The 20,950-nt window shown below is 37.9% G+C and carries 22 protein-coding genes and 1 pseudogene; 13 read left to right on the top strand and 10 right to left on the bottom strand.

All coding sequences use genetic code 11. The features are described 5' to 3' along the window. Nucleotides 1-29: 29 nt before the first annotated feature. From nrdI to SB658_RS06025, 4 genes are read left to right on the top strand one after another with little or no spacing between them, the layout of a single operon-like run. Nucleotides 30-422, top strand: coding sequence for a class Ib ribonucleoside-diphosphate reductase assembly flavoprotein NrdI (nrdI, locus tag SB658_RS06040; RefSeq protein WP_124059881.1), 393 nt, complete (start codon nucleotides 30-32; stop codon nucleotides 420-422). After that, nucleotides 382-2,484 (top strand): class 1b ribonucleoside-diphosphate reductase subunit alpha, encoded by a 2,103-nt coding sequence (nrdE, locus tag SB658_RS06035; RefSeq protein ID WP_014479842.1) that lies wholly within the window; start codon nucleotides 382-384, stop codon nucleotides 2,482-2,484. Before nrdI ends, nrdE begins: the two co-directional genes overlap by 41 nt. A 17-nt stretch (nucleotides 2,485-2,501) precedes the next feature. After that, the gene (gene nrdF, locus SB658_RS06030; RefSeq protein WP_003231754.1) at nucleotides 2,502-3,491 is read left to right on the top strand and encodes a class 1b ribonucleoside-diphosphate reductase subunit beta; all 990 of its coding nucleotides are present in this window, start codon (nucleotides 2,502-2,504) and stop codon (nucleotides 3,489-3,491) included. Between the two features lie 49 nt (nucleotides 3,492-3,540). Next, nucleotides 3,541-4,161 carry a hypothetical protein gene (locus SB658_RS06025; RefSeq protein WP_003245105.1) on the top strand — a complete coding sequence of 207 codons (621 nt, stop codon included), beginning with the start codon at nucleotides 3,541-3,543 and terminating at the stop codon, nucleotides 4,159-4,161. A 63-nt stretch (nucleotides 4,162-4,224) separates the two neighbouring features. Here the strand turns inward: SB658_RS06025 and cwlC are convergent, their stop codons facing one another. Then, nucleotides 4,225-4,992: a sporulation-specific N-acetylmuramoyl-L-alanine amidase gene (gene cwlC / locus SB658_RS06020; protein WP_410601351.1), complete on the bottom strand. Its 768-nt coding sequence runs from the start codon at nucleotides 4,990-4,992 to the stop codon at nucleotides 4,225-4,227. Between the two features lie 631 nt (nucleotides 4,993-5,623). Here cwlC and SB658_RS06015 point away from each other — a divergent pair. The 3 genes and pseudogenes from SB658_RS06015 to SB658_RS06005 all read left to right on the top strand — a co-directional run. Continuing rightward, nucleotides 5,624-6,181: pseudogene (locus tag SB658_RS06015) on the top strand (AAA family ATPase); the annotation flags it as partial. Nucleotides 6,182-6,288: 107 nt separating this feature from the next. Beyond that, nucleotides 6,289-6,582 (top strand): hypothetical protein, encoded by a 294-nt coding sequence (locus tag SB658_RS06010; RefSeq protein WP_032721590.1) that lies wholly within the window; start codon nucleotides 6,289-6,291, stop codon nucleotides 6,580-6,582. Nucleotides 6,583-6,839: 257 nt separating this feature from the next. Continuing rightward, nucleotides 6,840-7,373 carry a GNAT family N-acetyltransferase gene (locus SB658_RS06005; protein WP_144500948.1) on the top strand — a complete coding sequence of 178 codons (534 nt, stop codon included), beginning with the start codon at nucleotides 6,840-6,842 and terminating at the stop codon, nucleotides 7,371-7,373. Between the two features lie 124 nt (nucleotides 7,374-7,497). Here SB658_RS06005 and yokF read toward each other — a convergent pair whose 3' ends face one another. Then, entirely contained in the window at nucleotides 7,498-8,388 is an 891-nt protein-coding gene (gene yokF / locus SB658_RS06000) for an endonuclease YokF (protein ID WP_019712866.1), read from the bottom strand. A gap of 179 nt (nucleotides 8,389-8,567) precedes the next feature. On the opposite strand from yokF, the gene SB658_RS05995 reads away from it, so the two are divergent. The 4 genes from SB658_RS05995 to SB658_RS05980 all read left to right on the top strand — a co-directional run bounded on the left by SB658_RS05995 (nucleotide 8,568) and on the right by SB658_RS05980 (nucleotide 11,920). After that, on the top strand, nucleotides 8,568-8,819 hold the full coding sequence (locus SB658_RS05995) for a SunI/YnzG family protein (RefSeq protein WP_341107981.1): 252 nt from the start codon (nucleotides 8,568-8,570) through the stop codon (nucleotides 8,817-8,819). Between the two features lie 86 nt (nucleotides 8,820-8,905). Then, on the top strand, nucleotides 8,906-9,439 hold the full coding sequence (locus SB658_RS05990) for an SMI1/KNR4 family protein (protein WP_341107978.1): 534 nt from the start codon (nucleotides 8,906-8,908) through the stop codon (nucleotides 9,437-9,439). 131 nt (nucleotides 9,440-9,570) lie between these two features. Beyond that, on the top strand, nucleotides 9,571-11,322 hold the full coding sequence (locus SB658_RS05985) for a T7SS effector LXG polymorphic toxin (RefSeq protein ID WP_410601347.1): 1,752 nt from the start codon (nucleotides 9,571-9,573) through the stop codon (nucleotides 11,320-11,322). 1 nt (nucleotide 11,323) lies between these two features. Beyond that, a complete protein-coding gene (locus SB658_RS05980; protein ID WP_144500946.1) occupies nucleotides 11,324-11,920 on the top strand; it encodes an SMI1/KNR4 family protein in 597 nt (198 codons plus the stop codon). Nucleotides 11,921-12,243: 323 nt separating this feature from the next. On the opposite strand, the gene SB658_RS05975 is transcribed toward SB658_RS05980, so the two are convergent. Further along, nucleotides 12,244-12,327, bottom strand: coding sequence for a putative holin-like toxin (locus SB658_RS05975; protein WP_082786706.1), 84 nt, complete (start codon nucleotides 12,325-12,327; stop codon nucleotides 12,244-12,246). 143 nt (nucleotides 12,328-12,470) lie between these two features. After that, nucleotides 12,471-13,472, bottom strand: coding sequence for a hypothetical protein (locus SB658_RS05970; protein WP_144500945.1), 1,002 nt, complete (start codon nucleotides 13,470-13,472; stop codon nucleotides 12,471-12,473). A 167-nt stretch (nucleotides 13,473-13,639) separates the two neighbouring features. On the opposite strand from SB658_RS05970, the gene SB658_RS05965 reads away from it, so the two are divergent. Continuing rightward, complete coding sequence (locus SB658_RS05965) at nucleotides 13,640-13,972, top strand: YolD-like family protein (RefSeq protein ID WP_033885374.1); 333 nt, start codon at nucleotides 13,640-13,642, stop codon at nucleotides 13,970-13,972. After that, nucleotides 13,965-15,215 carry a Y-family DNA polymerase gene (locus SB658_RS05960; protein ID WP_144500944.1) on the top strand — a complete coding sequence of 417 codons (1,251 nt, stop codon included), beginning with the start codon at nucleotides 13,965-13,967 and terminating at the stop codon, nucleotides 15,213-15,215. Before SB658_RS05965 ends, SB658_RS05960 begins: the two co-directional genes overlap by 8 nt. Nucleotides 15,216-15,260: 45 nt before the next feature. Here the strand turns inward: SB658_RS05960 and SB658_RS05955 are convergent, their stop codons facing one another. The 6 genes from SB658_RS05955 to SB658_RS05930 form a co-directional block, all read right to left on the bottom strand. Next, on the bottom strand, nucleotides 15,261-15,437 hold the full coding sequence (locus SB658_RS05955; RefSeq protein ID WP_144500943.1) for an aspartate phosphatase: 177 nt from the start codon (nucleotides 15,435-15,437) through the stop codon (nucleotides 15,261-15,263). Continuing rightward, nucleotides 15,427-16,563, bottom strand: a complete 1,137-nt coding sequence (locus SB658_RS05950) for a Rap family tetratricopeptide repeat protein (protein ID WP_144500956.1) — start codon at nucleotides 16,561-16,563, stop codon at nucleotides 15,427-15,429. The genes SB658_RS05955 and SB658_RS05950 overlap by 11 nt, the downstream gene beginning before the upstream one ends. Before the next feature lie 127 nt (nucleotides 16,564-16,690). After that, a complete protein-coding gene (locus tag SB658_RS05945; protein WP_144500942.1) occupies nucleotides 16,691-16,942 on the bottom strand; it encodes a phage holin in 252 nt (83 codons plus the stop codon). A gap of 20 nt (nucleotides 16,943-16,962) precedes the next feature. Continuing rightward, entirely contained in the window at nucleotides 16,963-17,355 is a 393-nt protein-coding gene (locus SB658_RS05940; RefSeq protein ID WP_069322719.1) for a hypothetical protein, read from the bottom strand. A 115-nt stretch (nucleotides 17,356-17,470) separates the two neighbouring features. Then, entirely contained in the window at nucleotides 17,471-18,526 is a 1,056-nt protein-coding gene (locus SB658_RS05935) for a peptidoglycan recognition protein family protein (RefSeq protein WP_144500941.1), read from the bottom strand. A 178-nt stretch (nucleotides 18,527-18,704) separates the two neighbouring features. Next, entirely contained in the window at nucleotides 18,705-20,939 is a 2,235-nt protein-coding gene (locus SB658_RS05930) for a tail fiber domain-containing protein (protein WP_068947496.1), read from the bottom strand. Nucleotides 20,940-20,950 lie beyond the last annotated feature (11 nt).

Genomic DNA, 20,950 nt, shown 5'->3' with positions numbered 1-20,950 from the left:
TCATATTTTTTGATAGGTCGTGATAAAACGTGGTACAAATCATATTTGATTCGAAAACAGGGAATGTTCAGCGGTTTGTGAATAAAACAGGCTTTCAGCAGATACGCAAGGTGGACGAAATGGACCACGTGGACATTCCGTTTGTTTTGGTCACCTACACGACAAACTTCGGCCAGGTACCGGCATCAACACAATCATTTCTCGAAAAATACGCCCATCTCTTATTAGGAGTCGCTGCGAGCGGCAACAAAGTATGGGGCGATAACTTTGCAAAAAGCGCCGATACCATTTCAAGACAATATCAGGTGCCGATCTTGCACAAATTTGAACTCAGCGGCACATCTAAAGACGTTGAATTGTTTACTCAGGAGGTAGAAAGAGTTGTCACAAAATCAAGTGCCAAAATGGATCCAGTTAAATAACGAAATCATGATCCAAAAAGATGGAAAATTCCAGTTTGATAAGGATAAAGAGGCTGTACATAGCTATTTTGTAGATTATATCAATCAAAACACAGTCTTCTTTCACGATTTAAAAGAGAAGCTGGATTATTTGGTTGAAAACCAATACTACGAAGAGGAATTCTTAAGCCTTTATTCTTTTGAAGACATTAAAGAAGTGTTTAAGACAGCTTACGCTAAGAAGTTTCGTTTTCCTTCCTTCATGAGTGCGTTTAAATTCTATAATGACTATGCTTTGAAAACGAATGACAAGAAAAAAATCCTCGAGCGTTATGAGGACCGGATCTCAATTGTTGCGCTGTTCTTCGCTAACGGCGACACTGAGAAAGCAAAAGAATATGTAAACCTGATGATCAATCAAGAATATCAGCCGAGCACACCGACATTTTTGAACGCCGGCAGAAAACGCCGCGGTGAACTTGTGAGCTGCTTCTTGCTCGAAGTTAATGATTCTTTAAATGACATTTCAAGAGCGATCGATATCTCCATGCAGCTTTCTAAGCTTGGCGGCGGGGTTTCTCTTAACCTGTCCAAGCTTCGCGCGAAAGGTGAAGCCATTAAAGATGTTGAGAATGCGACAAAAGGCGTTGTAGGCGTCATGAAGCTTCTTGATAACGCGTTCCGTTACGCTGACCAAATGGGACAAAGACAAGGATCCGGCGCGGCGTATTTAAACATTTTCCACCGCGATATCAATGATTTTCTTGATACGAAAAAGATTTCTGCGGATGAAGATGTGCGTGTCAAAACGCTTTCGATCGGTGTTGTCATTCCGGATAAGTTCGTTGAGCTTGCACGCGAGGACAAAGCGGCTTATGTATTCTACCCGCACACGATTTATAAAGAGTACGGCCAGCACATGGATGAGATGGACATGAACGAAATGTACGACAAGTTTGTCGACAACCCTCGGGTGAAAAAGGAAAAAATCAACCCGCGGAAACTGCTTGAAAAATTGGCGATGCTTCGTTCTGAATCAGGCTATCCATACATCATGTTCCAAGATAACGTCAATAAAGTGCATGCGAATAACCATATTTCCAAGGTCAAATTTTCTAACCTTTGCTCTGAAGTGCTGCAGGCATCTCAAGTTTCTTCATACACAGACTATGATGAAGAAGATGAAATCGGTCTGGATATTTCCTGCAACCTGGGTTCGCTTAACATTCTCAATGTCATGGAGCATAAATCAATCGAAAAGACAGTCAAGCTTGCGACAGACTCTTTAACACACGTTTCTGAAACAACTGACATCCGTAATGCGCCTGCTGTAAGACGGGCAAACAAAGCGATGAAATCAATCGGCCTCGGTGCTATGAACCTTCACGGCTACCTTGCGCAAAACGGCATTGCGTATGAAAGTCCGGAAGCGCGTGACTTTGCAAACACGTTCTTTATGATGGTGAACTTCTACTCCATCCAGCGTTCTGCGGAAATCGCAAAAGAGAAGGGTGAAACGTTTGATCAATATGAAGGCTCAACCTATGCGACAGGTGAATACTTTGACAAATACGTTTCTACTGATTTCTCACCGAAATATGAAAAAATCGCCAACCTGTTTGAGGGTATGCATATCCCGACGACAGAGGACTGGAAAAAGCTAAAAGCATTTGTGGCTGAACACGGTATGTATCACAGCTACAGATTATGCATTGCGCCGACAGGCTCTATCTCATACGTCCAATCAAGTACGGCGTCTGTTATGCCGATTATGGAACGCATTGAAGAACGAACATACGGCAACTCAAAAACGTACTACCCAATGCCTGGGCTTGCATCTAATAACTGGTTCTTCTATAAAGAAGCCTACGATATGGACATGTTCAAGGTTGTGGATATGATCGCCACTATCCAGCAGCACATTGATCAGGGAATCAGCTTTACATTGTTCTTAAAAGACACAATGACGACCCGTGATTTAAACCGAATCGATCTGTATGCACATCATAGAGGAATTAAAACCATTTACTATGCAAGAACGAAAGATACTGGGCAAGACAGCTGCCTTTCTTGTGTTGTTTGATTAAAGGAGAGTTTATAGTGACAAAAATTTATGACGCAGCAAACTGGTCAAAGCATGAAGACGATTTTACCCAAATGTTCTATAACCAAAACGTGAAACAGTTCTGGCTTCCGGAAGAGATTGCTTTAAACGGCGATCTCCTCACATGGAAGTACCTCGGAAAAAATGAGCAGGACACTTATATGAAGGTACTGGCCGGACTTACGCTTCTTGATACAGAGCAGGGGAATACGGGGATGCCGATTGTGGCTGAACACGTAGACGGCCACCAGCGAAAAGCGGTGCTGAACTTTATGGCGATGATGGAGAACGCTGTCCATGCGAAGTCGTACTCTAATATTTTCATGACCCTTGCACCGACTGAAACGATTAATGAAGTATTTGAATGGGTTAAACAAAATAAATATTTGCAGAAAAAAGCGCAAATGATTGTCGGGCTTTACAAAGCCATTCAAAAAGATGATGAAATTTCACTGTTCAAAGCGATGGTTGCTTCCGTCTATCTGGAAAGCTTCCTTTTCTACAGCGGTTTCTATTATCCGTTATATTTCTACGGACAAGGAAAACTGATGCAAAGCGGTGAGATCATTAACCTGATCCTTCGTGACGAAGCGATTCACGGCGTGTATGTCGGTCTCCTTGCTCAGGAAATTTATAATAAACAGACAGAAGAGAAAAAAGCAGAGCTTCGTGAATTTGCGATCGACCTTCTGAATCAGTTATATGAAAATGAGCTTGAGTATACAGAGGACTTGTACGATCAAGTCGGACTCTCACACGATGTAAAGAAATTCATCCGCTATAATGCGAATAAAGCGCTGATGAATCTTGGATTTGATCCATACTTCGAAGAGGAAGATATTAATCCGATCGTATTAAACGGATTAAACACAAAAACAAAATCGCATGACTTCTTCTCTATGAAGGGGAATGGTTATAAAAAAGCGACAGTTGAGCCGCTCAAAGATGATGACTTTTATTTTGAAGATGAAAAAGAGCAGATATAATATCTGCTCTTTTCGGCTTGAAGGTTCAAATGAGGAGGACGCAGTACCCATGGGAAAAATGGACGAAATGATTTTAGTTGCCCCGCGCGATGATGTGTTTAAGAAAGAAAGCTTAACCTTCCAGGGCGTGTACAGTGAAGATAGCAGAGTAGCCGAAATCATGGCTCAGATTGAAGCGGCCTATCGTGAAATGAGAAGAGGGGACGCAGAAGAAGATCCGCGTTTCAAGCAGCCGATACCTTATGTCGTCATTAAGCGTGAAGATGAAGTTTTTCTTTACGAGCGGCTGGCTGGCGGCGGTGAATCACGACTGCACAACAAGCTTTCTCTCGGCTTTGGCGGTCATATGAACGCCATCGAAGGGGCAGCTTCATTTGCTGAAGTCTTAAAGCTGAACACAGACCGTGAGCTTGAGGAAGAACTGCAAATAAATGAAGAAGATAAACAGGCGATTGTCACACTGGGATTGATCAATGATGATGAAAACAGTGTTGGCAAAGTGCATATCGGTATTCTTTCTGCGCTTCAATTAAAGCCTGGCGCACAAGTGGAAGTGAAGGAGAAAGAACAAATTGCGGGTAAATGGATGAAAGTTTCTGAATTAAAACAGGATGACATCTACAACCGTCTGGAAACATGGTCACAGTTTGTTGTTGATATTCTTGAATAAAAAAACCCGGTTTCTCGCGATGAGGAGCCGGGTTTTTTTATGAGACGCTCGTCCCCGTCTCGGCTATGATTCTAGGATCACAATAGCGTCAAAGCCGGCATTTTTCGCTCTGGCAGCGAGGGTGTCTGCATTGTCTTTGGATGAAAATGCGCCAATCTGCACTTTGTATAATCCGTCCTTTAAAAGGACAATCGAGTCAAAACCTTTGGCTTCGGCTTTACTTGCGAGCGAGTCGACATTCGCTTTGACTTTAAATGCGCCGATTTGAACCTTATATAACCCTGAGCTGGAAGTCTTTTTAAGGTTAAAGGCTTGCTCCAGCCCGTTTGCATGTCCTCTCGCTAAGCTTTGAATAAAACTGCTCGTTTTCAGCTTATTTGCATCGGCAACGGTATCAATGAAGCCGTTCTCGGTCAAGAGGGCAGGCATTGCCGACTCCCTTAGGACGTGGAAGTTCGCCGTTTTTTTGCCGCGATCGGCAAAGTCGACAGCTTGTATCACTTCAGAGTGAATTGCCGATTGATAAGTCGTCGTCGGGGCTCCTACACCTGGATAAATATAGCTTTCAAAACCTGTGCCTCCCCCGGAATTAACGTGAATGGACAAAAAGAAATCTGCTCCCCAGTTATTTGCGGCATTTGTCCGGTCGTTTAAGCTGACAAATTGGTCGCTTGTCCGGCTCAGCAGCAAAGAAACGCCTTCATATTCATTAGTTAATATCGTACGTAAGGCTAAAGCGATTTGCAGGGTTAACGTTTTTTCCTGAAGGCCATTACCTGTTGCGCCTGGATCAGACCCGCCATGGCCAGGATCAATAAAAATTTTAACCATTTTTCATCACCTCATTACAGGATATGAAAAAACACGGCTTCTGCTTGTACGATTATCATTCAACTGAAAAATGAGGAAATAACCCTTTCACACCGGGAATTATTTCTCGGGAAAGCGCACAATTCAACATGAAGCGACAACAGATACGGCCCAAAATGAAATATGTGCATATGCCATATGTTTGTATGTACTATGGGTTCGGTTAACCTGCACTGATTCCTGCTGATTTTAAGCTTTACGTTCATAAGCATTTGAAACGTAAATTGATGAGAAAAGCTCCTTTCATTAAAGACACCACTTTATAAATCGAAAAAAAGGAAAACACTTCAGGTATCTTAGGGTGGGTAATACGCTTCGTACAAAAAATAGCCCGTTGTATGAAAAAAGGATTGGCGAATGGAGAAAATAATGAAAAAGAAGTTCACCATAATACTCTGACAAGATGATTAAAAACAAAATCTCATGGTTTGTCCACCCCATGTCCGTGAATACAATAAGAAATAAAGTATTTCTCGGGAAAGCGCAGGATTCCTTATTGTTCCCGAAAAAAGCAATTGTTTCGACACATGATAGGCGTTTGTCACAATCGGCATCCGCTTGAATATCATATAGAGAGAACAGAGAGGTGAAGATGTTGGAGCGCGCTGTGACTTATAAAAACAACGGACAGATCAACATTATTCTGAACGGGCAAAAGCAGGTTCTGACGAATGCTGAGGCAGAGGCGGAATATCAGGCTGCATTGCAAAAAAACGAAGCAAAGCACGGCATTTTGAAGGAAATCGAAAAAGAGATGAGCGCATTAGTTGGGATGGAGGAAATGAAACGCAACATCAAGGAAATATACGCCTGGATTTTTGTGAACCAAAAACGCGCGGAGCAAGGCTTGAAGGTTGGAAAGCAAGCGTTGCACATGATGTTTAAAGGAAATCCGGGAACGGGAAAAACGACGGTTGCACGGCTCATCGGCAAGCTGTTCTTTGAAATGAATGTCCTGTCAAAAGGCCACTTAATAGAAGCGGAGCGGGCTGACCTGGTCGGGGAGTATATCGGACACACCGCCCAAAAGACGAGAGACTTAATCAAAAAGTCATTAGGTGGCATTTTGTTTATAGACGAAGCCTACTCGCTGGCAAGAGGCGGCGAAAAGGACTTTGGGAAAGAAGCGATCGACACACTTGTCAAGAACAAGGTTTTAACTTTTATGCCACTTCTCAACTCGATATCCCTCAGCCTCAACGTCAGCATAAATACGTATGGCAGCAATATTTAGAGCAATTTAATGAGATCAAAAAAATGCACTTTGAAGAGCTTAAAACTGTAGGAGAGATTTCTAAGGAACTAAATATCTCAGATTGGATTATTTTAGATTTATTTAAATCACAAAATGTGGACAAGCTTTCATTTCAGGAATTGTCTAAGCGTAGACGAACTAAGGACTTTGCTTTTCTTTATGATCTGCATTTCAATAAGAAAATGAGCCTGAAGGAAATTAGTCGAGCTTTCGATTATTCTCCACCTTATATCCGTCAAGTTTTTAAGGATCAGGGAATTAAACACTTAACCTTTAAAAATCAGTATAAAAATTAAATTTGATTCTACATCTAGTTTTGGCTTTATCGGATATGTCTGTATATAATAATTAATTCTCGATAAAATTCCCATTTTATTCAAATCTGAAAGTGGCTTGATTGCATACCAAATATAAGGTACCCTGTATATGTATCATAGGGGTTTAACAGCCACTATAACTCCAGAGAGCTCCCTCACATAGCTCTCTGGTTTTTTTAATTTATAGGATGAAGAAAAATCTTATGGTAATTAATTAAAAGAACAGGAGACTATGAATGGAAATCTTAATTAGACAAGAACTCACACATGAATATAATACGACTGAAGAAATTGTTAAAAGAGCTTTTTTAAATGAAGAATATAGTGACAAAAAAGAGCATTTACTTGTAAATAGGATTAGAAAATCAGATGCATTCATTCCTGAACTTTCATTAGTCGCATTAAATCAAGATAAAGATATCGTAGGACATGTCCTTTTATCTAAAATAAAAATCATAGATGGCGATAACACTGTCGATTCTTTAGCACTTGCTCCAGTTTCTGTTGCGCCTGATTATCAGAAAAAAGGAATTGGCAGTAAATTAATTCGTACTGCGTTAAAAAACGCAATAGAGCTTGGTTATCGTTCAGTAATTGTTTTAGGACATAAAGATTATTATCCAAGGTTTGGTTTTAAGCCAGCTAGCTTATGGAATATAAAAGCCCCATTTGAGGTGCCTGATGAAGTGTTTATGGCTCTAGAATTAGCAGATAATTCTCTTGAAGATGTGCAAGGTATCGTTAATTATTCAAAAGCTTTTTTTGAGTAAAAATTAGATGATTGATTAGATATTTTAAAAAGAGGTTGTCCCGAGAATTTTTTAATCTGTGGATAGCCTCTTTTTGTGTAAAGAGCCCAAAAAAATAAAAAAGAAAGCCACAAAGGGCTTTCAATTAGCGTTCACATGCATAGTTGTCATGATCCCTGTCCATTTTAGATTGGTAAGCAGGGTGGGAGCTAGGCACTCCATTCGGATATTTCTTTCTTAACTCTGTGCAATTTTTAAATGTTTCTGTTTCTCCAGTTGTCTCTGAAGAAGCTTCTTTTTCAGTTGTAGTCGAAGTTTCACTTGATGCTTTTGGAGTAGTAGGCTGTTTAGCTGCCGGTTTAGATGTTGTTGCTTTTTTAACTGCAGTGGTTTTCTCTTTCACACAGCCATTAAATCCTCGGTCGGTCACATATCCATTCTTGCTCCAGATTGAAAGCTTCTCTGATTTTGCTTCCTGCTCGTCTTTCTTAAATTGGTCTATGTATTTGGTGTTTGGCTCATATACATATGCTACTCTGGCCAATCCTTCTTTTAGCAATGTTTCCTGAACAGATTTGCCATCCACATAAACATAAGCTAATAGTCTTCCGTATTTATCTCTGCGGTCACCTTTATCGAACTCCAGTTGCAGCTTACCACTGTTGACCAATTCCTTGTTTCGCTTAGACGCATCTTCACCATATGGTTGAACACAAGAATTTGGTTTCTTAGTTTCAGGTGTATCAACGAGCAAGTAGCGGACTGTATCTACATTTCCGTTGTAGGTAACTTTAATTGTGTCACCATCAACAGCTCTATCTAGAGTAACATCGACCAATTCCTTTTTGTCTTTTTCCTTAGACTTGTCAGCAGTTTTTTCTTTAGTAGATTCCTTTTGTTCTGTTTTCTTTTCTACATCTGTAGACGCTTGTGGTGTTTCTTTTTCTGTGCTTACTTTTTCAGAATCATTTGAGCTGCAGGCTGCCAATGATAAGCTCAAAGTGAATGCTGCAAAACCTAATAATACTTTCTTCAACTTCATTTCCCCTTTTAGAATGTTTGTTCTCTATTTATATCGGTAAACCATCAATAATTATAATCCTGTATCCAATTATTGCGAATTTAATTTTTCCTTAATATCATCTCATTTCTCTTTAAAACTTCCAGGCGCATGTTAAAATTTCACTGAATTCATAGTCAAAAGGGGAATGTTTTATGCTTGGAATCAACGTTAAAAAATTAAATGAAAACTTAATTATCAATTGGCAGCTATCCAGAATTGAAATTCCAATCAAAGAAATCAATGATGTTTTTCTTGATCCAAACTATGGGGGAGAGGAAAAAAGTGCAGTAAGGATTGGATTTCCTTATGGCTCTACGGATAGGGTAGTGATTAAAACAGCAAATAACACTTACATTTTGTTCACCACTAATGCTGCTACTATTATGAGTAAAATTGTTTCCTAATACCAATTAATGTCCTATTAGTAATGCTTTCCTTATAGCTGTATGACATGGTAAAATCTAGATAATTGTTGATAGGGGGATGGGATATGGAAGAAGGCAAACTTATTCATTTGACACTTGCTGGTATTAAAGAAGCTGTTTCTAAGTATGGCACTTTTCCAATGATTCAACCAGGTGGTTTCGTATTAGAAGATGCCACATTTGAATTTAATGAACCTGCAACAGAAGAAGAAATTAGAAAATTAGAATCACATTTCAATGTAAGTTTACCGAGGGATTATAAGGAGTTCTTAGCTCTACATAATGGATTGGAATTTCTTGATGGAATCGAAATACTCAGTATTGAAGATGTTATGAAATACAATGAAACAGAAGACCTTCCAGAAAAATGTTTTTTGATTGGGTATCATTTTGATGGAAGGTATATTATAGATTCAAATAGATATGAAAAAGGGAACTTAGATTACCTATTTTATTTGGATTCAATTGAACATTTTGATGAAGCGGTGGATTTAAAAGCCAATTTTGAAATTTGGTTTGATCGACTTTTAAGTTCGAACGGAAATAAGTACTGGGAAGTTGAAAGAGATGCTAAAGCTTACTATAAGAACATAAATTAAAGATGCATCCAAAGATTTTTTAGTTTCACATGTTAATCATTAAAGGCAGTCATATTTGGCTGTCTTTTTCTGTTATTGAAATAGTTGATTGTGGTAAAATTTACATAGAGTAAGAATGGAAGGAGAATGATATGAAGGTATTTGAAGCTGATTCATTACTCTCTGAAGCGGATAAAAGAACTAAAGAGTATAAGGAACTAAGGTCACAAATGATTAAGCTCAGGAAAGCATTTAAAGACGTTGCTGATCTAGATGACAGTGAGTTTTCCGGTAAGGGTGCAGACAACATTAAAGCATTTTATCATGATCATGTCGGCGTAACAGACCAATGGATTGATTTAATTGATATGAAGATTGCTTTCTTAAGCAGCGTTTCTGCAAAACTTGAAGATGCTAAGATGTCTGATGCTTACATAGAAGAATCTTTTTTAGAACATGAGCTGGCTAACGCCTATAAAAAATCAAAATCCATTATGTCTGAACAGAAAAAAGCAATGAAAGACATATTAAACGACATCAATGACATTCTTCCTCTTGAAATATTCTCAACAGAAGACTTCAAAGACATACTTTCTTCTGCAGATGACAAACGTGAAAAAACAATTGATAAGCTGAACAAACTTGATGAGGATTTAAAAACAGAATACGCTGAGACTGAGCCTAACGAACAATTCATTCAGCAAGATTTTAAAAAGCTGCAGGAGTCAACAGGCAAAGGAAAGAACGCTACACCAATTCACTACAACGCCAAAGCGTACAGAGAAAGTGACATACATAAGAAAAAAGGCGATATTGAGAAGCATTCTGATGCTTACTTAAACGTGAAGAAAGAAGAAGCAAAAGAACGTGAAATCAAAGAATTAAAGAAAAAACTTAATGAAGGTGTATCTGATCCAGATGAGTATTTAGAGATTGCTAAGAAAGTAGGCTACGAGAATCTGGAGCCAGCTCAAGTGCAGCTTGCTGTGCAAATCGAACAGGCCAAACAGATGGAAGAAGCAGGAGAAATCACATGGGATATCGTAAAAGGTGTAGGAGTAGGTTTATATGATGTCGGAAAAGACACTGTAACCGGCATATGGGATTTTATCACCGATCCAGGGGAAACACTCTCAGCGCTGGGAAATGCAGTTCTTCATCCAGTAAAAACATATGATGCTGTTTCAGCAGCAATAGAAGAGTCATACCAAAAAGATATGGTGAATGGGGATGCCTACTCTAGATCAAGATGGGTGACCTACGCTGTTGGTTCAGTGGCTGTAGCTGTTTTTGGAACCAAAGGTGCAGGAGCCATTAATAAAGCAGATGCAGCAGGCAAGGTAATAAATAAAGCTAGTCAAGCAGGGAAGAAAATTAAGGACGTCAAGATTCCAGATTTGCTGCCTTATAACCCTAAGTACGATCTTGCTATGGCAGGAGGCGTGCCATACAATGTAGTAAACGGAGAAAGTTTAAAAAATAGGTTATTACAATTAGCTGCTTCAGCAAACCCACGTTCAGTATTGCCAAGGACTAGAGGGAAATGGATCGGTAAACCAGGTGATGGGCAATGGTATTCTGATATACCTGAAGTAAACACCGCGACAAAAGGCGAACCGATTACTTTTAAAGATGGGCGTCCTGATTTTACTCCATGGACTGTTGCCAACATTAAATTTAAACCTGGAGAGTTAAACGGAACTAAAAAGGATTTTAGGCTTGTATATAAGAAAATTAAAGAGATCAAAGGTTTTAAGTCTCAAGCACAGGCGAAAAAATGGCTCTCGCAACAGGGGCTTACCCCACACCATTTGGATAGTACCACAATTCAACTAGTACCTAGTGTAATTAATAACAAAATACCTCATATTGGAGGAGCATCTGACCTAAGAGGAGGATATTAAAATGAGCTTCACTAAGATCGAACAAAAGTTGAAAGAGTTTACGATAGATGCTGAAACAGATCCCAGCATTAATACAAACGAACAACTCAAAGAGCTTGAAAAAAATATGGGTAAACCATTACCTTCAGATTATAGGGACTTTTTGAAGAAATATGGAGGATGTTATCTAGGAAGTAAAAAAACAACAGATGAGATTGAGTATGACGTTTGCTATAAACCTATAGAGAAAGACCCTTGGATGGGTAAGGATGATGATACACAATTGTTAGAGGGTTTTTATGGTTTGGCGAACGATCACAACAATCTTCAGAAAGCGATCGATACATATTCTGATCGCTTTCCTAAAAATATTGTCCCGATTGCAAGCTCTGCAGGTGGTAATGAAATATGTATGGACATCGATGATGAAAAGATATTGTTTTGGGATCATGAATCAAGTCATCCTGAGAAAGACTTTTTCCTGATTGCTAATTCGTTTGAGGAGTTTATCCTAAGTTTAGTTGATGAACCAATTGAAACTGATGATAATGTTAGCGATGTTGAAATTGAGATTTTGGACAATGATTTTGGAAAGATGCTCTTTGGGAAAGACAACTAGTCTTTTTTAAAACGCTCCTCTAAGCAAAAGTATTGCAATTGTATGAGATGTTGCAGAAATAAGCATCTCCAATCTAAATAAAATAATGGTTTTATCCATAAAGCAATAGTATTGCAAATACCATTTTTATATGGTTATAATTAGGATGAAGATTATACGTTTTTACGTATAAAATGCATTTGTTTAATTGGATTGCATAAAATAAAAAAGACCAGGGTGCTACCAACACCCCGGCTCTGTACAAAAAGCTGCCCATCAAAGGGCTTGCTCGATGTGGTTTCTTGATAGACCTATCCCTTCAGGTTCTGACGCTCAAGGGAGGTCTATTTTTTATTTATATACGTCAACAGGGCAATTATAAACGACCCGAATGCAAGCATCAGCATTAATGCCTGAAATGTTGACATAGCCTCACCCCCTTTCATTAGGGGATGAGCAAGACTCCCTTGAGTGAGCAAACTAAATGTACAGGAAATATTATACTATACATAAATGCCCTTGTCGTTGAAAATTCACAATAAATTACCAATTTGAATCATATGTTTTAAGATTAGATAGAATGTATCTCACCAATTGATTTTAGAACCTCCTTTGCATCCTCTACAAAGAAAGGGTCATGAACTAAATTTAACTTACCTGGATTTTCACTAAAGTATTTAGCCAATTCAACTAATGTTTGGTCGCGCATTTCTTTTGTAATCAATTTTTCTGTATCGTAAAATTCAATCTCTCCATACCTTGCTTTATAAAAACCCACTCTATTTATGTCTAATAGGGGAGGAGCTCCTGTTGCAGCGTGAACTTCTTGAGCGAGTTCATTTAATATAAAATAGCCGATCAACTGAAGGTTATCATTTTTATCCAAAGAGTTCTTTTTCGTTGTTTTAAAATCATACAGCGTCCCATCTATCCAAATATCTGCGTCTGCACCGCCTACTAATGGAGAGCTGACGCCAAAAGAAGGATTAAAAACAACTTTGCTGTTTTTTGTTAATATGCCACTGTTTATGAACTTATTTTCGAAAACCTCTAGCAGGCTCATTAGGTCATTGACTATTTCATCAGAAGAATCTATGCAAGTATAAAAATCAACATTTGTCTCTCCAATTGTTGGAGATCTGTATAACTGTTCTAGTTTGGCTAGCTTTAATGCTTTTTGACATATATCTGGAGAAATTTTCGACTCACTTCTGATAAAGTCCAAAATGTCGTTTATTAAGGGTATATAGAAAGTATTCGTTAGCGAATAGTTCTTAGTTTTGTTACTTAACTTCCTCAGTCCCTCATAGGCAGTTAAATGATCTCTTGCCTCCTCTTTATTCGTAAACTGTCCAATTCTAAACCTTGCTAAGTAATCAAAAGCAACACCGACTAAACTTGAATCGTATTGATTTTCAAGCGCATAGGGAACATATGTTGAATATTCTTTTGAAAAAGGAAGTTTACCACTCAGGGTATAGTAGTCTTCTTTTAATGGCTCTATAGAAGCAAGGATATTTTTAAATTCCTTGTCTTTTTGTTTTTTGCTTGTTAGCTTGCTAACCAATGACATTACTTCATCTCCTCAATTAACTTATCCATTTGTTAATAAGTGTATCACGTTTAAATTGTCAAAGTATCGATTTATTACCAACATTTACATCGAACTTTTGTTCTGGTTTATCTTGAATAAAGAACGTTTGTTCTGTTAATATTAGATCAATAAAGGAGTGAGTCGATATGCTTAGGGATCGAGGAACAATCAAATGGACATCAATGATGCTTCCAGAACATTTAACACAACTTAAACAAGATTTGATTGATGTATCAAAAATTGAAAAACCATCCTTAGATGACCAACAAATTGAGGAGATGGATATTCTCGTCTCTGAGGCTTTGGAATTTAATAAAGAATTGAAATTCAAGCTTTTTAATAACGGATTCGTTGAAAATGTTATAGGCAGAGTACATTACATTAATTTTGAACAACAAAAGCTTCACGTAAAAGACCAGAACGACAATACAGTTTATATCAACATGAATAACATCATAGGAGTTACATACAATGATTGATTACTCACAATTTCCAAGAAAGAGTATACTTTGTGTCGATATGAAATCCTTCTATGCATCTGTATCGGCTGTAACAATGGGGCTTAATCCTTTAACATGTTATCTTGCCGTTGTAGGGAATATGGAGAGACAGGGAAGTGTAGTATTAGCTGCATCTCCTGCACTTAAAAAAGATTTTGGAATCAAAACAGGATCGAGACTATTTGAGATACCTGAAGATCCAAGAATACACATTGTAAATCCGCAAATGAAGCTTTTCATCAGAGTTTCAACTGAGATTACAAAGCTGTTTTACAGATTTGTGCCAGAAAAATGTGTTCATACGTATTCAATTGATGAATCTTTTTTAGATGCAGGAAAAGAAGATCCTGAAGAAATGGCCAAAGCAATTCAAAGCAGTATGTGGAGAGAGTTCGGTTTGTTGTGTACTGTAGGCATTGGAGACAATATGCTGCTAAGTAAGCTTGCGCTTGACCTGGAAAGTAAGAAAACGAAGAGTGGTATTGCACGTTGGAGATATGAAGATGTGCCAAATAAACTCTGGAATGTTCATCCGTTGTCAAAAATGTGGGGGATAGGAGGGAGGATGGAAAGAAATCTGAACCGAATGGGGATATCGACTGTAGGCCAGTTAGCCAAGTTTCCCTTAGAATTGCTTGAAAAGAAGTTCGGAATAATGGGAAACCAGTTGTATTATCATGCACATGGAATTGATTTATCTGAAATAGGAACTCCGTTAATGCAGGGGCAGATTAGTTTTGGTAAGAGTCAGATTTTACTGAGGGATTACACAATGAGAGAAGAGATTAAGGCTGTTCTTCTGGAGATTTGCGAAGAAGTCGCAAGAAGGGCACGTGCACATAATAAAGTTGGTCGAACAATCAGCTTGGGAATTGGCTACAGTAAAGATGAGCTTGGCGGTGGATTTCACCGATCTAAAACAATTGACCTTCCCACAAATATCACAATGGACATTTATAAATGTAGCCTAGTACTTTTTAATAAGTTTTACTCGGATAAGACTGTGAGAAGTATCTCAGTCACGTTGTCAAATATTGAGAATGATGTGAATCAGCAGTTGAGTTTATTTGAAGTGGATAATGAAAAGAGAAGAAAGCTTGGTTTCGTTATGGACGAGATTAGAAACAAATACGGATCAAAAGCGATTCTTAGAGCAGTTTCTTATACATCTGCTGGTACTACGCTTCACAGAGCAGGGTTGACTGGTGGGCATAAATCATAAAAATAACCCCCTTCAAAATTTGGAGGGGGGAACAAGAAAAGCATATTAAGAAGTATGACCTCTACTTGCAATTTCATATGAATGACCATCAGTAAAACTAATACTGGCTGTATGTCCTCTACGTGCTTCTTGGACATCTTTTTGAGTGTTAGTTAAATAAATGCTTGTAAATCCAATTAAAACAATGGCTAAAATAAAGATAGATGCATGCTTAAGTTTCATAAAGACAATCCCCTCTCTGAATTTGTTTACGGGCATAAAGCACTTTCTCATAATAAGCAACAGCCACTTTATGGTCTTCTTTTTCATTGTAATACTTCGCTGCATCTGATGCTAAATCCTCCACGTCTGAAAGCATTGACTTTAATTCTAAATAATTTAGAATTGAATTTAATTTTTCATTGTCATTATCTACATACAAGGCATGTATGAACTCAAACATTTTTGCCATAATCTCATCGTTTAAATTTTTGGACAAAGACAGACCGTGTGCGCACCAAGAAATTCCCTCGGAGTGATTTCTCATTTTAAAGGTGGTTTTTGTCAACATAAGTAAGATGTCTAATACACGATTTGAATGCTCATACCCATTATCCTGGTATACTCTAATGCCCTCCTTGAAGTACTCAGATGCCTTTTCATAAGCTTCCTCAGCAAATGAACATAAGCCAAGATTGTAAAGAGATGATCCGATTAATCGTGACATATCGATTTCTCTTGCTTTGTCTAGAGCATCTTTAAAATGAGGGATCGCTTTTTCAGGGTAGTCCATATCCAAATAGTTCAGACCGATAACAAATGAGCATTGAATAACTCTTACAGTGTAGTTTTCATGTGCTTTATAACTATCGATTGCTTGAACAATGTGGTGCATCGACATATGTGTTTGCTTCATATGATAATAAATTTCTGCAACTTTATAGTGGAATTCAGCTCTTTCAATTTCATCTGCAACAAGTGATAATTTTCTCTCGGCTTGCTTATAGAAGCTTATGGCATTAAGATATTCGTATTGTTCAAATTCATACATTCCCCGGAAAAAGTTAAAATAATATTCAAGAATCCCTTTCAAATCAGTTTGACTACTTTCGATCTTTTCTAATAAGTCTGAAATTTTAGGTCGTTCTTCGTTTAATGTTTTTGGTTCAAGGTAGTCCAGCATCAGCTGATGGCGAAAACACATGAGAGAATAGTACAGCAATAAATCTTGATCTTCTTTCATATGCCTTATTTCTTCCTCGACCTCAGCTTTCAATATTTCCGAATCTGGGACACTAAATAATCTTATGTATTTATACCACTCATTTATTTTCACTCCAACTTTAGAAGAAGAGATCATCTGCTCCAACACAAGCCCTCCTATATTAAATATCTAAATATGTAATATTTTATCATATTTAAATGAATAAGGAAGATTAATGTTATCTTAAATAACGAAAAAAATACCCTCCTCGATTAAGAGAAGGGTAGGGGTTTTATCTCGGTGAATCATAATCCATTGCTTGTTCACTATCAGAAATACCTTGAGTTGTTGGGTCAACAATGATACCCATTGCAGTTAAAAATGTTAGAAGTGCATTAAATTTCTCAGTCAAATCGTCACCAAATACAGTCAAGTCATATCCGAAAGCAGAGGCAATTGCTTGTACGAATAACAGCGATGCAGAGAAAATTGCGACAAGAAATGTTTTCTTTTTCAGTCTTACTTTCCAGTTGATTTTAGTCATTTAATCGTCTCCTGTTAATTTTATTTGAGGCCAAAATGTATGAGTAACCATGCACCGATAATAGTGGTAATTACACTTGGCAGCACCTTGTATACGAGGTCTTTCGTAAATTGTGAAGGATCAATTTTGCGAGTAGAATCAGAGCGTTCTAATATTTCAACTCGATTGTCCAGTTTTTCATACGATTTACTTAGATTTTTTAAACTGTTGCTCATTTCGTTAAGAGTACTGAATTGTTCTCTTGATTGTGCTTGAGAATCTTTATTAATTTCGACTTGCTGCTCAACAAGCGTAGCAATACGACCAATAACATTTGTTCTTTCTTCAAGAGAGTCAATCTTGTTATTGGTGTGTTTTGCTTTTTCTTCTAGTGCACTTAATCTTGAAATGGTGCTTTGCTCAAAGTTATCCATTTGTCACCAACCTTTAATGAATATAGGAAGGTGACTTTACATCACCTCCTAAATTAAGAGGATATTCGCTGATATGAATAGAGCAGCAAAAATCCTCCGAGATTATTGAATATAATTAAATCTTTGAACCGAATTGCCCTGAGATGTATCCACGTTTACCGTTATAAATAACTTCCCAGTAACCTTTTGAATTGTTTTTACCTTTAACTGAACCAGAAATTGAAATAGTGCTTCCAAGCTTAACTGTGCCAATATTTTTAGAACTATTTCGATCAGGTTTGTCCATTACGATTGCTGCACTTGAAACACCATTAATTTTGATTTTTCCTACTGATTTAATAGATGAGGAGCTTGAAGAAGTTGATGTTGTTTTTGGGGCAGAGGAAGAGGTTTTAACTGATCCTGTAACATCAACATATTTGTCAGAAGCAGTGATGTAGTATGTAGCGCCCTTTGAGTTCTTAACTTTGTATTGATAGGCAGATCCAACTTTAACTTTCTCTACAACTGTAGGGAATCCGATGCCTTTATTTACTGTGCCGACAACATCTTTATCTTCCCAAGATGGTTTTGAATAGAAGCGAAGTCCGTCAACTTTTGATTTTAGTGAACCACTTACTGCTGATGAAGAGGAAGGGGAGGAGGTTGTTGGTTTAGTTGGAGTAGTTGATTTACCACCGAGAGCTTTTAATTCAGTAGCAATTGCAGTTTTAACTTCATCCCAACGACCTTCATCTAAAACACGGTGAGGGCAATATTTACCTGACCACTCTTGATGTTTCTTAACTCGCTCAACTCCCCAGCCACGTTCTTTGAGTAGTTGTGCAATAAACTTGATTGCAAGAGCTTCTGCTTTTCTGTAGCGTTCCCCACCTGATTTAGAGTAACAAACTTCCACACCAATTGATTTGCGGTTTCCTGTACCGTGGTCTCCATCACCGCAGTGCCATGCATTCCGGTTTGTAGGAAGTCCTTGAACAACTTCTTTATCATCTACAGCGAAATGATATGATACTGTTGCGTTATTATTTCTCATATAGCTAATTTCATTATTTGCTGATGCATCATTGGCTGTATTATGGAATGTGATATATTCAGCTGTCATTGCATAAGGACATTTAATTGTATATTTACTTGATGGTACCAGCATTTGTCTCGCTTGAATTGTCATAAAAACATCTCTCCTAATAATTAAATTTGAGCACAAAAAAGAGAGAAGGGGACTAAACCCAATCTCTCTTTATCTCACGTATGCTCTTGTTATCTCTGTCTTTCAAGTATGTATTTTGAATAAAATCTATATTTTATCTAGAACATAACCACCTCCTAAAAGAAATACATAAAATTTATTATGCTTTCTTAAGAGCGGCTATTTCTTTTGCTTGCTCTTCAACTTTTGCTGAAAGCTCTTGTACAGCCTTGATTAGAGGAGCAATAAATTCTGTATAACCAATTGACATTACATCTTCGCCACCAGAAAGTTCATGGTGTTGGAAACCACCAAAATCGATACCTTCAGCTTCAATTACCTTTTGAATTTCTTGGGCGATAACACCGTGATGATATCTATTTTTCTTTTTAGAACCGTCTCGCTCATGGGTGATTACTGTACCATCTTCTTTAATTTCAACATACTCATCACGTATGTCCCATTTATAATCAACAGGTCTGACTTTATTTATGAAATCTAGGCCTAGAACTGTGTCTCGAATATCAGCTTTATCACGGAGGTCAGATCTATTTTGCAGTGCATTAAATGAGTATGGAGTAGAATTTCCATCACCAAGTTGAATCTGATTGCTTCCAGAAACCCTTGAATTGAAACCAACGCCGGTAGAGTTGCTTATATCTTTCATTTCATCTCCACCAGTTGTAAATCTTAATGCACCATATCCTAATGCAGTGTTTTGATTTCCTGTAGTGTTATTTTTAAGAGCCATGTAGCCAAGTGCAGTGTTATAATCGCCTTTGTTGTTTTCGAGTGAAAGACCACCGATAGCAGTGTTAAAACTACCTTTTTTCATTTTCCATGCAGCCTTTACACCAATAGCTGTATTATCATAATTAACTGCCATTGGTGTAGTGTCGGAGTACTCTGTGATTTTTACTGCGCCTGATTCATCTCCGATAATATCTGTAGAGACAGTGAAACCAGAGGATGTCGAATTAGCGACAGTAAAGTAAATAGCTTCCCGTCCACCTACTGACATTAAAACTTTATATCCATTTTGGAAAGGATGATTCCCCATGGAGACTTGAATATTATTGTCTTTCCATACGTAAGTTCCAGTAGTCGTGTAATACTCTGACACTTGAGCCATACCAGAGATTTCATTCTGGGCGATCTGTGTAGTGCTTACTGTGAAGGTATCCACAGTGATGCTCTTAACCGTAGTAGAAAACTTCTCTCCACCATCTAATGCTAAAGACAAGTTCTGGCCAACAATAAAGGTGTGACCAATATGAGTAAGGGTGATGTCTTGACCTATCCAAGTGTATCCTGCTTGAATACTAGGGAAGAATCTTTGCTTTCCTTCGAATGAGACATCAGAATCGAGTTGACTCATAGCATAGTAACCCATTGCAACGTTCCGCTGACTATTTTTAATTTCCCGTCCAGCGTTTACTCCCACTCCCACATTGCCAATTCCATTTGACCAATAAAGGGAGTTAGTTCCGACTGCAACTTGGTATCCGGCAGTTTGAGGGGAATTATTTATAATTGTTTTACTGTCCAGGTTTAATGGGGCATACCCAGACATAGCAGCAGCACCTAAAGCAGTGTTCCAAAGACTCTTTTCATTTGTCTGTAAAGCGTTTCTACCCATAGCGACGTTAGAATACCCGTCTTTGTTAAAGCGCATAGAATTATCGCCCACAGATGTATTCCGAGTCCCTTTGAAAGCATCTCCTTGTACACCGGTAACATAATATTGACTTTGTAAACCAATGGCCAAGTTATAAACGCCATATTTATTATTAAATAGTGCTCCGGCTCCTATTGCTGTAGTGTTTTTAGTGTATTCACTTGCATTTGAAAGTGCATTTTCACCGATAGCAATAATATTATGACCTGCAATACCTTTATATTGATCTCCTGGTCGGAAGTTTTTAGCAGCATTGTTCCCGATGATGATATTTGAATTTCCTGTTTGAAACGATGATACATATCCAGAGAAATATTTATTTCCGTCAATGATAAAGTAACCGTTCAAGTATTTATTTTTATTCGGAAAGCTATTAACGACATATGTTTTACCTGCCAAATCAAACACATTATCTTGGTAAGTCGATTCTATGGAAGAAAACACACTAGAGTCATCAGTTGTTCCATCGCCTTTGGCTCCTAACCAGGAAATATTGATTCCTCTATAATTAAATTCACTAATAATCTTTTCAGACAGTGTGTTTCCTGTGGCTTTAATAGCGTCTATATCGCCAATTTTATTAAATTTCTGACTGATGTCATCTGCAGTAAACCTATTATTCTCTGATTTTAAAGCTACAGCGTCAATAGGTACCCATTGTTTGGTTTCTTCATCATAATAGCCCATTGTATTTACTGGAATTAGATTGTCACTCAATAATGTTCCTC

The sequence above is a fragment of the Bacillus sp. SIMBA_008 genome, assembly GCF_046535495.1.
GTDB classification, from domain to species: Bacteria; Bacillota; Bacilli; order Bacillales; family Bacillaceae; genus Bacillus; species Bacillus subtilis.
This window is presented reverse-complemented; position numbering and strand designations above follow the sequence as displayed.